Source organism: Hungatella sp. SL.1.14 (assembly GCF_024460495.1).
GTDB classification, from domain to species: Bacteria; Bacillota; Clostridia; order Lachnospirales; family Lachnospiraceae; genus Hungatella; species Hungatella hathewayi.
The window spans coordinates 1-11,456 of record NZ_JANFYJ010000055.1 but is presented as its reverse complement, the minus strand read 5'-3'; the positions used below and the strand labels follow the sequence as shown (position 1 = coordinate 11,456).

The window sequence follows — 11,456 nt, the reverse complement described above, 5'->3', positions numbered from 1 at the left end:
CCCATATCCAGCTTCCTTCAGATTCCACCTCACGGTGGACACCCTTGCCTTCGGCTATATCCTTCCCACCACCGGGCGGATTCCGGACTTGCACCGGTTAGAAACGTGCGCCGCCGGGCGCACCAAAAAAATACTGCCCGGTTCAAACCGGGCAGTATAAAACTTTCTTTTTCAATTGACTGTCTGACAGGACTGATTCCTATACGAATCCAGCACCTCTCTGACTTCTTTTATCTCCTTTAGTAGAACAGTCTGTTCACCGCACTGAAGATCCCCCTGATGGAAGCTCTCGTAATATTGGAACTGATGCCTACGCCGTACGTTGCGCGTCCCGTCTTCACATCCAGCAGATGGATATAAGATGCCGCCTGAGCTCCGGAACCGGAAGTAAGTGCATGCTCATTGTAATCCAGAACTCGAATTTCGATTCCCAGTGCTTTTTCAAGTCCCTTCTGAACCGCATCGATAGGACCGTTACCAACTCCTTCAAAGACCTTCTCCACACCGTGATCGGTATAACGTACCTTCGCCAGTGTTGAGAACTCTGTATCATCCTCAGCCTCTGTAATCTGGCACTTTCTGAAATGGATCGGTTCCTTGCGTTCGCTGTAGTTCTTCTTGAATTCATCCATGATCTGCTCAGGCGCAACCTCACCCTGCTTCTCGGAAATCGCCTGAATGACATCGGCAAATTCCTTGTGCATGCCCTTCGGAAGCCTGAAACCATAGAAGGTATCCATAACAAAGGCCACACCACCCTTGCCGGACTGGCTGTTGATGCGCACGATTGGCTCGTACTGTCTGCCGATATCCGCCGGGTCGATCGGAAGGTACGGAACCTCCCAGTACTCCTGGTTTCTCTCGTGCATGGCCTGCATGCCCTTGTTGATGGCATCCTGATGGGAACCGGAGAACGCGGTAAAGACAAGCTTTCCTGCGTATGGGTGTCTCGGTTCGACCTCCATCTTGGTGCACCGCTCGCATACATCCACGATCTCGCGGACATTCTCCAGATTTAACTCAGGATTGATTCCCTGGGAGAACATATTATATGCTACGGTCAGAATATCCACGTTGCCGGTACGCTCGCCGTTGCCGAGCAGAGTTCCCTCCACTCTGTCAGCGCCTGCAAGAAGCGCAAGCTCTGTAGCCGCAATGCCGGTGCCGCGGTCGTTATGGGGATGAACACTTAAAATGATGCTGTCACGGTTCTTAAAGTGACGGTCCATCCACTCGATCTGATCTGCGTAAACGTTGGGGGTCGTCATCTCTACCGTAGAAGGAAGATTAATAATGATCTTCTTCTCAGGAGTCGCTCCCCATGTATCCTGTACTGCCGTACAGATATCAAGTGCGAAATCAAGTTCTGTTCCGGTAAAGCTTTCCGGTGAATATTCGAGGATAACCTCTCCGTCGAACCCATCCATGTACTTCTTTACCATCTCGGTGCCTTCTATGGCAATTTCCTTGATTTCCTCTTTGCTCTTGTGGAATACCACATCCCTCTGCAGAGTGGAGGTGGAGTTATAAATATGTACAATCGCCTTCTTAATTCCCTGAATAGCCTCAAATGTTCTCTTAATCAGATGCTCACGGCACTGAACCAGAACCTGAACTACCACATCATCAGGAATCAGTTTCCTTTCTACGAGCTGTCTTAAGAAATCAAATTCAATCTGAGAAGCAGCCGGAAATCCGATCTCGATCTCCTTAAAGCCAAGCTTCACAAGAAGGTTGAACATCTCAATCTTCTCTTCCACGACCATGGGCTCAATGAGCGCCTGGTTTCCATCTCTTAAGTCAACACTGCACCATACCGGCGCTTTTTCAATCTCTTTGTTCGGCCATTGTCTCTCCGGATAATTGATTACTGGTACCCGCTTATATCTCTGATAGTTTAACATGTCTTTCTCCTCCAAATTTTAAATTTTATTCGATTCATTCCCTTTTATCTTCATCCAGGGCTTTGGAGTCGATAAATCACGCTATACTTCTTGACAATGAACAACGTGGTTTTTACAGGTCTAACCCCATCTTCATCATTCCTTTACTATAAGAATCACCTTCCCGGAATTTGCCGAGGTAAAGTGTTATATTATTATAGCACGTTCAGAATTGAGTTACAACAAAAATCTTCGTTAAGTTTAATTGCTCAGCTGCAGAAGCTTCTGCTTTAACTCGCCCTCCATACGGGCCAGCTCTGTCTCCGCCTCTCTTCTCTTCTGACGTCCTTCCGTCTGAATGCGGACCACCTCGTCCAGAGTGGTGATCAGGGATTCATTGGTAATCTTAAGGGTCTCCATATCCACGATGCCCCGTTCTGATTCCTTAGCCGTCTCAATGGTAGCCGTCTTTAAGACCTCGGCATTCTTTCTTAAAAGTTCGTTCGTCATGTCGGTGACTTCCCGCTGAGCCCTGGCAGCCTGCTCGGAATGGTTAATTCCGATGGCCAGTACCATCTGACTTTTCCAGAGTGGAATCGTGTTGACGATGGTCGACTGAATCTTTTCCGACATCAGAGTATCATTATTCTGTACCAGACGAATCTGGGGAGCCATCTGAATGGAAATCATACGGGTCAGTTCCAGATCGTGGATCTTCTTCTCAAACCGGTTGCAGAGCGAAGCCATATCATTGACTGCCTGTGCATCCTCCGGAAGGCCGGTCTTGTGAGCCTTGTCCATAAGGGCCGGGAGCATGGTTCCTCTCACCTCATTCAGTTTCTTCTTGCCTGCCAGAATATACATGCTCAGTTCCTTAAAGTAAGTGGTATTTAAATCGTACATCTTGTCCAGCAGGGCAATATCCTTTAAAAGCTGAATCTGATGGTTCTCCAGAATCTTGCAGATCTGGTTCACATTCACCTCAGCCTTATTGTACTTGGCTTTCATGCTCTCCAGCTTGTTTGAACTTTTCTTAAAGAAGCCGAAAAATCCCTTGTCTTCCTCTTCCGCTTCGAAGCTTCTTAGTTCAGTTACCACGCTGCTTAACATCTCTCCGATTTCGCCTAAATCCTTTGTCTTAACGTTATCCAGCGCCGCCTCAGAGAAATCAGCGATCTTTTTCTGAGCCCCTGCTCCATACTGAAGGACGAGGTTGGAATCCGTCAGATCAATTCTCGCAGCGAAATCATCAATCATCTTTCGCTCCTCCGGTGTCAGCTCCGCTTCGGGTATGGATTCTGTTAAGTTTTCTTCCTCCACCTCTGCAGGCACTGCATGGGCGCCCTCCACCGGCAGTTCCGTAGTGTTGAACGGGTCCAGGGTCAGCACTGGTGCCTCATTTATCATCGTCTCGATGTCTTTACTCATGATTCTTCCCTCCTGTTAAGTCGCTTTTACTAAAATCGCTTTCCGCGAATCCATCTTTTTTCAGCATCGTCTGAAGCACGGACGCATCAGTGGTAATGTCAATGGCAGCATCCTGATATAAATCATCCAGAAGACGTTCGAATGCCAGATTGATCGTATCCAGCGTTTCTTCTATCTCATGCTTCGCTGAGACAATATTATCGCCCTCTATCTCAATTCTGTCGAAATCGCGGTACGCTGTTACCAGTTTTACCGTTGTGGGAAGATAATAGTCCATAAAGCGCTCCATCTCCTCCATCTGGTCCGGCTGACGCTCCACCGTCTCAAAAATTCTTCTGATGACAGTCTCCAGCCTGGAGATTTTCCCGGAAATTGCCTCTCCCGGTATCGCATCGTTGGCTTCCCGCAGAATCCTTAAATACTCCCCGCCCTGAGCCATCATCTCTTTCAGGCCTTCCGGAAGCTGTTTCTCATCCTCTTCCGCCTTTTTCCTTTCTTCCGGAGCCGATGCACCCTTCTTCTGTTTCTTTTCCGCTTCAGCTAAAAGGGCCATCTCCTTCTCTCTCTGTTTTAAGGACTTCTGAGCACTTAAATACTGCTTATACGTCTCCTCATTCAACATCAGACAGGTCTTCTGTTCGTCGATATGGGCTTCCGGCAGAATCCCCTTTTCGATCATCTTCTGCAAATCCCGGACAACGTATCTTCTCGTCTTTCCAATGCTGCGCGCCAGCTCCTCGATATCACAGTATAGCCTGCTGCCGGCCTGCTTTAAGTAGAGCCCGGCCCGTTTTAACCGGCCTCTTGTTGAGATGCCGGTCCCCAGCATGGTCCCGAACACGCAGCCCAGCACCAGAAGAAGCCCTGACGATCCCAGCACAGCCCCCCACAGCGGTTTTACCACAAGCGCAAGAATCCATGTGACCAGAAACAGGATTCCGACTACGCCAAGCCCAATCCCGCCAAACACGGTAAACAGAATTCCCGAAATACGCCCCGGCTGATTCATTCTTATGGCAGCCGGGCTGGGAGCCATCTTCCTGACACGGTACGCGGTTCCGTTTTCTCCCGCCGTCTCGCTGGTCTGAAAGGCGCGGTACCCCGGCCGGTCTGTCCGGCGGCTGGCGTTCTCCGGCGTGTACCGGCGGTTCTCACAGCCTGTCCGCCCTCTCTCTCCGGTACTGCCGCTGTCATTCGCTGCCCCTGGCCGTCTTCCTGCGCCTGCCTCTGTCTGGAATGTGTTTCGCGCATCGTCGGTTTTATCACCGGCGCCGGTACCGGGGCCTTTCCATCCGGCGTTCCCGGAGTCCATTCTTCTGGCCGCATCCATCCCTTTCATCATCTGGTTCCTGGCCTCATCGAGCGCAAAATTCACCGTATCTGAAATCGTTCTGTTTAATTGTTTAAAATCCATGGAATCTATGGCATCCTGCACGGAATCCCTGATCTGATCCCCTAAATTTGAAAAGTCTTTATGATCCATAAACAATGGCCTTTCTTCATATTCAGTCAACATTCGCATCCTTCATAGCACTACCTATCATATCATGAATCCAGCACGTTTACAATTTAAAATCAGCCCGGTTCCGGAAAAACAAAAAAGCCCGCGCCCAAGTGGAAAGGAACTGATGTTATCTTCCTCTCCCCCTGAGCGCAGGCCTCATCGGCACTGTTCCACCGGTCACATTCCCTTACAAAACATGCCCCTGCTGCTTCATCACTTCGATTACCTGATCCACGTACTTCTCACACGTTTCCAAATCAGCCGCCTCAACCATAACGCGGACCACCGGTTCCGTACCGGACTGGCGAAGCAGGATTCTTCCGCTGTCACCGAGATCTTCCGTCACTCTGGAAACCTCTGCCTTCACCACGGCGTCATCCTGAGCCGCCGCCTTATCTTTTACACGGACATTTTTAAGTACCTGCGGATAAATCTCAATCTCGGAAGCCAGCTTCGCAAGACTCTCCTTCTTCTCCAGCATCACTTCCATCACCTTGAGGGAAGTTAAAATACCATCGCCAGTGGTGGCATGCTTGCTGAATATGATATGGCCGGACTGCTCGCCGCCGAGACAGTTTCCATAAGTCACCATGTTCTCATAAACATACTTATCGCCGACCGCGGTCTTTTCGTAGCCGATTCCCTCGCGGTCCAGCGCCTTATACAAACCGAAATTGGACATGATGGTGGTAACCACCTTGTTATTCTTTAACGCCCCCTGCTCTTTCATGTATTTGCCGCAGATAAACATGATCACATCGCCGTCGACGACATTGCCGTTCTCATCCACCGCAATACAGCGGTCTGCATCGCCGTCGTAGGCAAATCCCACATCGGCTCCAATCTCCTTCACATATTCCTGCAGCATCTCAATATGGGTAGATCCGCATTTTGTATTGATATTTAAGCCGTCAGGACTGTTGCTGATTACATGAGTCTCCGCGCCAAGAGCATCAAACACATTTTTGGCAATGGCGGAAGCACTGCCGTTTGCACAGTCTAACGCCACTTTTTTATTTTTAAAGGAACGGGTTGCAATTGAGATCAGGTATCCGATATAACGGTTTCTGCCGGCGGCAAAATCTACGGTTCTTCCAATCTTATCCCGCTTTGCCAGAGGTACCTCGTGAGTCTCACCGTCCAGGTACTTTTCAATCTCAACGATTACACTCTCCTCCAGCTTCTCTCCGTTTCCATTGATTACCTTGATTCCATTGTCATAAAAAGGATTATGGCTGGCTGAGATCATGATACCGCAGTCGAAATCCTCTGTGCGGACAACGTATGACACGCTGGGGGTTGTCGTCACATGAAGCAGATAGGCATCCGCTCCGGACGCGGTTAATCCCGCCACCAGGGAATATTCGAACATGTAGCTGCTTCTTCTCGTATCTTTTCCGATGACGATACGGCATACATCGCCTTTTTTCCTCTGCCCGTAGTACCAGCCCAGAAACCGGCCTACTTTAAAAGCATCTTCTACTGTCAGCGTTACGTTGGCTTCTCCGCGGAAACCGTCAGTTCCAAAATACTTGCCCATACTTTTTCTCCTCTTTTCAATACAGTACTAATGTTCCAGCCAGCTTACTGTTACTGGTTTTCCAGAATCAGAATGTACTATAGCACACATGATTTCATTTTTCAATTAAATTTCTCTTAATGTGCTATTCCTCCGTTACCTCATAGGCATAGAGAATGGTCCTGGCATCGTTAAATTCATAACTGCATGTGATAAAGGACCAGAGCTGCTCCAACGGCTTCTCCGGGATCTGGGCGAAGGAACATCCCTTCGTCATCTCTTCCACATACGCCTGGAAACTCTCCTCGGTGGCAAACTTCGTCTTTCTTCTCATACCGGTAGGTTCCGTATAGAGAACCGACATGGGGCGTAAATGGTACTCGCGTTCCGGCGTGTAGACGGTGATATCCTGGTGCTCCATGAAATATTCCTCATCCTTATATTTTACAATGTCTTTGAACATACTGCCATTCTTCATGTTATGCCCATAGATTATATTATGCCGGCCGGAAAAATCAGGTTCGCTCTCATAATCAAGATAAATGGCACCCGCCACACTTTTTTTACCTTCGAAGTCTGTATTTAAGTAAGTTTCATTATTTCCGGTCTGAACGATGGGATAGTCAATCTCTGTCCCATCGACCTTCAGCCAGCCAACGATGTCCGGATTGATCTCCTTAAGCTCATCAAACTGGATCGGGGACACGTAGGGAGCCTCTGTCTCTTCCGGTTCTGACTCGATCGGCGTCTCTGTCTCAACCGGCGCTTCCGTCTGGCGGGCCAGTTCAGCAAGACTCTCATATTCCCGCTCTGCCGCTGCCCGAACCTGGTAATCCACATAAGTTTTTATTCCTGCTGCCGCTGCCAGCACCACGGCCAGCAGCAGAAGGATCGACGCAATACGTTTTTTCTTCATCCAGCCACTCTCCCTTGATATGATGTATTTTTCCTACAGTATAAATGATTTCCGGTGAAATCTCAATCTTTTTTCCGTCCGCATCCGCGGCGTCAGTCCCGGCTGGGAATGATTCGCAGCAGCCTCACTCCATACGTCTTTCTTCATATTTGAAATGTTTCACAAGCAGTACTGGACATTTTTCCTTTTATTCTTTATACTAATATTAGAAAATGGGAGTGTGAGATGCTCATGAATAACAAGAATAATATTATATATGTAAATATGCTCGGAGAATTTTCCATAACGATCGGCAGCCAGGTGATCATGGACCGAAACAACCAGTCCAAAAAGCCCTGGAGTCTGCTGGAGTACTTAATTACGTTCCGCGACCGCAACATTCCGGTCGAGGAGCTGATCGATCTGTTCTGGAAGGACGAGGCAAGCAATAACCCGGCCGGCGCTTTGAAGACCCTGATGTTCCGTGTCCGGAAGCTTTTAGAGCCATTGGGAATTCCACCTCAGGACTTAATCACGCAAAACCGGAAAGCCTACGGCTGGACAAAAGAACTGACCACCATCACCGACACGGACCGGTTTGAGGATCTGTGTCTTCGTTCCGAGTCAACTGATATCAACAGTGAGGAATGCCTCTCCCTCTGTTTAGAAGCGGTATCCCTTTATAAGGGTAATTTTCTTCCGAAATCCGAATGGGAATCCTGGGTCGTACCGATCCATACATATTACCATACCCTCTATCAGAATCTGATTCACCGGACGCTGCTGCTGCTTGACGAGCAGAAGGATTATCCCACGATCATCGATGTCTGCCAGCAGGCCATCGCCATCGACCAGTATGAAGAGGATGCCCATTACTATCTGATCTACGCTCTTTACCAGAGCGGCAATCAGTATATGGCTATGGAACATTATCAGCACGTCAATGACATGTTCTACAATGAGTTCGCCATCACTCCATCCACGCGGTTTAAAGAGCTCTATAAACTGATCAGCGACAAAAAGCACGGCATCACCATGGATCTAAGCACGATCCAGGAGACGTTGATGGAAGGAGCCAAGGAAAAGGGCGCATTCTGCTGTGAGCCTTCCGTATTCCGTGATGTTTACCAGCTGGAGACACGCGCCATCGAACGTACCGGTGATTCCATCTTTTTATGCCTGATCACCATCAGCAACTTAAAGGGCGAATTATTAAAGCCCTCCGTACAGACGAGGGCCATGGATGAACTGGGTGAGTCCATCCGCACCTCTCTCCGCCGGGGCGACATCTACAGCCGGTACAGCGTCAGCCAGTACCTCATGCTGCTTCCGACAGCCACCTATGAAAACGGAGAGATGGTATTAAAGCGGATAATCCAGAATTTCAAAAAAGCGTATTCCAGAAAAGACTTATCCATTACATATTCACTTCAAAGTATTATACCAAGTTAAGATTACAGGAAAATCCTCAGGGCCGGAAACGGTTATATACGTGTCCGGCCTGAATTCCGCCCCGGTACTGGGCCATCTCGCTGACCGTTACCAGCTGATATCCCCTGTTCACCAGTTCCGGAATTATCACCTCCGCGGCGTCCGCCGACGTGCTGTAGATATCATGCATCAGCACAATATCCCCATCCTTTACCTGGTTCAGTACAACATTGATCGTATTCTGCGCATTTCTTGTCTTCCAGTCCAGAGTGTCAATATCCCACATAACAGCAGCCATCCCCATGGAACCCAGGGTATCCAGGGACGCCTGATTATAAAAACCTCCCGGCGGCCTTACTAATGTCGGTGTCACTCCGCATGCCTCAGTGATTTTCTGGTTAGTCAGCCCTACCTGGGAGCGGATTCCTGCATCTCCTGCTTTGGTCAGATATTTGTGTTCGTATGTATGGTTTGCCACCTCACATCTCAGTGCATTCATGCGCTGAACCACCGCCTGAGTTCCAGGGACCCGGTTTCCCACCATAAAAAAGGTGGCGCGCCCGCCGTTTGCCTCCAGGCTGTCTAAAATCCTCGTGGTCACAGGCGTGCTCGGCCCGTCGTCAAAGGTAAGAGCCACCATGGGCTTTGTCGGATCAATTCCCTCCGGTTTCATCTCCGGCGGCTCAGCCCCCTTTAACACAGCCGCGGCTCTTAAGCCTTCCACCCGGATGCCGGAGCCCTCCGCTCCCGCCGCCGTTCCGTTCATGGCCCATTCCGTCCATGCACCATTTTCCCAAACGGAATAATAGATATCGTAATACTCTGCCAGCCTGTCCGTAAATTTCATGGCTACGGCCTCAATTGGAAGCTGTTCCGGAGCCGCTCCGATCTCCACATCATTCTCTCCCCAGTCAAGCCAGCCCTTACCTGTAATATTCACCTGATAGGCCAGAGTTCCCTTTAAGACCTCCGGTTGTCCGGAAACCGTCATGCGGATGGCACTGGCAAAACTGCCTGTCTGAACCTTTAAGGGATCGTTGTCGGCCTTGACCTCGCTCCAGCCCACACTGTCCTGATAGGTGCTGTAACTCACCACCAGCGGCGTCAAATCCTCAGGCTTCACTTTCGGAATAATTCCCGGACCGATCTCTTCCTCTGCCGCTGCCTCATCAGCGCAGGAGCAGAAGGGCTGTCCGCCTGCCACCAGTGCGGCAGCCAGCACAAAAGCCCCGATTCGTCTCAGAATCTTCCATTTAATACTCTTCATATTTCCCACCTCCGCAAGCATCTGTATGCTATCAGTATAGCATAGATTCCGGGCGGATGGCATTTAAATTCCTTAAATCTTTCCTACAATACCTGTCGCACCATTACAATTTGTTTTTTAGAAAGATTTTACCATTTTCCACTATCCAATTACCCGAAAATCATTTATGATGGAAGAGATCATGAAAATGAAAGAAAAACAGACAAAAGATCAAAAGCCACAATTTTAAAGGAGGAATTTTATGATACAGGAAGATTTTATCACACTGACACTGGAGAAACAGAAAAATATTGCTCTCATCGCCCATGACAACGAAAAGCACGCGCTCATCGACTGGTGCAAAGAACATAAAGACATTTTAAGCCAGCACACGCTGTGCGGAACCGGCACCACCGCGCGTATGATCACGGATCAGACAGGCCTGTCCGTAAAGGGCTACAACAGCGGTCCTTTAGGCGGTGATCAGCAGATCGGCGCAAAGATTGTAGAAGGAAGAATCGACCTGGTTATCTTCTTTTCTGATCCGCTGACCGCTCAGCCCCACGATCCCGATGTGAAGGCACTGCTTCGTATTGCCCAGGTTTACGATATTCCCATCGCCAATACGAGAGCAACTGCAGACTTTATCATCACGTCTCCGCTGATGAGCACAACCTATGAACATCAGGTTATCAACTTTAATAAAAATGTAGCAGACCGGGCAAATACATTATAACAGTAAAAACAGGGGAAACAACATCACGGGGCTGCCGCACCCAGGTCATTTGACCCACAGTGCGGCAGCCCCGTAACAGGACAGATAGCCCAATGATTACTCACGAATCCCCAAACACCTTCCTGCACAGCCCAAAATACTCCTGGCATGCCGGATATTCTGACAGTTCCCTGATCCGTTCCGCCACACCGTTATAATACCAGGCATGTTCCGACCTTCTCTTCTCATTGAACCTGTCCCAGATTGCTTCTCCGATTACCATATGATCTCTGGCCGTGCACCGGAGATTACTCAGCTTGTCCCCCAGAACCAGGATCTTGCTCTCCCTTGACGCCGTCTCCAGATGCTTAAGCGTCGCCGCTTTGCGCTCTTTCCACGACTTTGTCTTATCCTCCGTCTCTTCCATCACAAATGCCGTAACCCGCTGGCCAAATAACGTCTCCAGCTGCTGCTCCGATACTCCCGCATCCTCCACAACATCATGGAGAAGCGCCGCACAAACCAGTTCTTCATCCTCCGACATCATGGAAACAATCACTGCCGTCTCCAGCGGATGGACGATATAGGGAACTTTAGTCCCTTTCCTGAAGGCCCCCTCATGGGCCTTCATCGCAAATGCTACGGCCTCGTCAACCATATGGCATCTCCTTTTAAGCTCTTTCTTAATATATTACCACAATTTATTACGATTTAACAGTACATGTTTTTAACATCTAGCAATTACGTTGTTTTTGGCTTAAAACCGTGCTTTTTGAGATATTTCACGCGCTAACTATCACTAACTAAATGCAGTCAAAACTAAGTGTTATGCAGT

At 49.0% G+C, this 11,456-nt stretch carries 9 protein-coding genes; 2 read left to right on the top strand and 7 right to left on the bottom strand.

Going from position 1 to position 11,456, the window contains the following annotated elements; all coding sequences use genetic code 11:
- Positions 1-239: 239 nt before the first annotated feature.
- From leuA to srtB, 5 genes are all read right to left on the bottom strand, one after another.
- The gene (gene leuA, locus NE473_RS29485) at positions 240-1,904 is read right to left on the bottom strand and encodes a 2-isopropylmalate synthase (protein WP_022031785.1); all 1,665 of its coding nucleotides are present in this window, start codon (positions 1,902-1,904) and stop codon (positions 240-242) included.
- A gap of 240 nt (positions 1,905-2,144) precedes the next feature.
- Complete coding sequence (locus NE473_RS29480) at positions 2,145-3,311, bottom strand: toxic anion resistance protein (RefSeq protein ID WP_055652387.1); 1,167 nt, start codon at positions 3,309-3,311, stop codon at positions 2,145-2,147.
- On the bottom strand, positions 3,304-4,794 hold the full coding sequence (locus NE473_RS29475) for a 5-bromo-4-chloroindolyl phosphate hydrolysis family protein (RefSeq protein WP_242866274.1): 1,491 nt from the start codon (positions 4,792-4,794) through the stop codon (positions 3,304-3,306). The genes NE473_RS29480 and NE473_RS29475 overlap by 8 nt, the downstream gene beginning before the upstream one ends.
- A 208-nt stretch (positions 4,795-5,002) precedes the next feature.
- Positions 5,003-6,355: a phosphoglucosamine mutase gene (gene glmM, locus NE473_RS29470; RefSeq protein ID WP_006774022.1), complete on the bottom strand. Its 1,353-nt coding sequence runs from the start codon at positions 6,353-6,355 to the stop codon at positions 5,003-5,005.
- A 124-nt stretch (positions 6,356-6,479) separates the two neighbouring features.
- The gene (srtB, locus tag NE473_RS29465; RefSeq protein WP_055652389.1) at positions 6,480-7,250 is read right to left on the bottom strand and encodes a class B sortase; all 771 of its coding nucleotides are present in this window, start codon (positions 7,248-7,250) and stop codon (positions 6,480-6,482) included.
- A 231-nt stretch (positions 7,251-7,481) separates the two neighbouring features.
- Between srtB and NE473_RS29460 the strand changes: the two genes are divergently transcribed.
- Positions 7,482-8,681: an AfsR/SARP family transcriptional regulator gene (locus NE473_RS29460; protein WP_055652397.1), complete on the top strand. Its 1,200-nt coding sequence runs from the start codon at positions 7,482-7,484 to the stop codon at positions 8,679-8,681.
- A 16-nt stretch (positions 8,682-8,697) separates the two neighbouring features.
- Here NE473_RS29460 and NE473_RS29455 read toward each other — a convergent pair whose 3' ends face one another.
- A complete protein-coding gene (locus NE473_RS29455; RefSeq protein ID WP_256265512.1) occupies positions 8,698-9,927 on the bottom strand; it encodes a polysaccharide deacetylase family protein in 1,230 nt (409 codons plus the stop codon).
- Positions 9,928-10,168: 241 nt separating this feature from the next.
- Here NE473_RS29455 and NE473_RS29450 point away from each other — a divergent pair, with 241 nt between their 5' ends.
- Complete coding sequence (locus NE473_RS29450; protein ID WP_006774026.1) at positions 10,169-10,642, top strand: methylglyoxal synthase; 474 nt, start codon at positions 10,169-10,171, stop codon at positions 10,640-10,642.
- A gap of 100 nt (positions 10,643-10,742) precedes the next feature.
- On the opposite strand, the gene NE473_RS29445 is transcribed toward NE473_RS29450, so the two are convergent.
- Positions 10,743-11,279 (bottom strand): HD domain-containing protein, encoded by a 537-nt coding sequence (locus tag NE473_RS29445; protein WP_055652390.1) that lies wholly within the window; start codon positions 11,277-11,279, stop codon positions 10,743-10,745.
- Between the last annotated feature and the right edge of the window lie 177 nt (positions 11,280-11,456).

What these genes read in the sequence shown, in the direction of transcription:
- srtB (WP_055652389.1), bottom strand. Translation starts at nt 7,250, where the DNA reads ATGAAGAAAAAACGTATTGCGTCGATCCTTCTGCTGCTGGCCGTGGTG.
- NE473_RS29460 (WP_055652397.1), top strand. Translation starts at nt 7,482, where the DNA reads ATGAATAACAAGAATAATATTATATATGTAAATATGCTCGGAGAATTT.
- leuA (WP_022031785.1), bottom strand. Translation starts at nt 1,904, where the DNA reads ATGTTAAACTATCAGAGATATAAGCGGGTACCAGTAATCAATTATCCG.
- NE473_RS29455 (WP_256265512.1), bottom strand. Translation starts at nt 9,927, where the DNA reads ATGAAGAGTATTAAATGGAAGATTCTGAGACGAATCGGGGCTTTTGTG.
- NE473_RS29475 (WP_242866274.1), bottom strand. Translation starts at nt 4,794, where the DNA reads ATGGATCATAAAGACTTTTCAAATTTAGGGGATCAGATCAGGGATTCC.
- glmM (WP_006774022.1), bottom strand. Translation starts at nt 6,355, where the DNA reads ATGGGCAAGTATTTTGGAACTGACGGTTTCCGCGGAGAAGCCAACGTA.
- NE473_RS29480 (WP_055652387.1), bottom strand. Translation starts at nt 3,311, where the DNA reads ATGAGTAAAGACATCGAGACGATGATAAATGAGGCACCAGTGCTGACC.
- NE473_RS29450 (WP_006774026.1), top strand. Translation starts at nt 10,169, where the DNA reads ATGATACAGGAAGATTTTATCACACTGACACTGGAGAAACAGAAAAAT.
- NE473_RS29445 (WP_055652390.1), bottom strand. Translation starts at nt 11,279, where the DNA reads ATGGTTGACGAGGCCGTAGCATTTGCGATGAAGGCCCATGAGGGGGCC.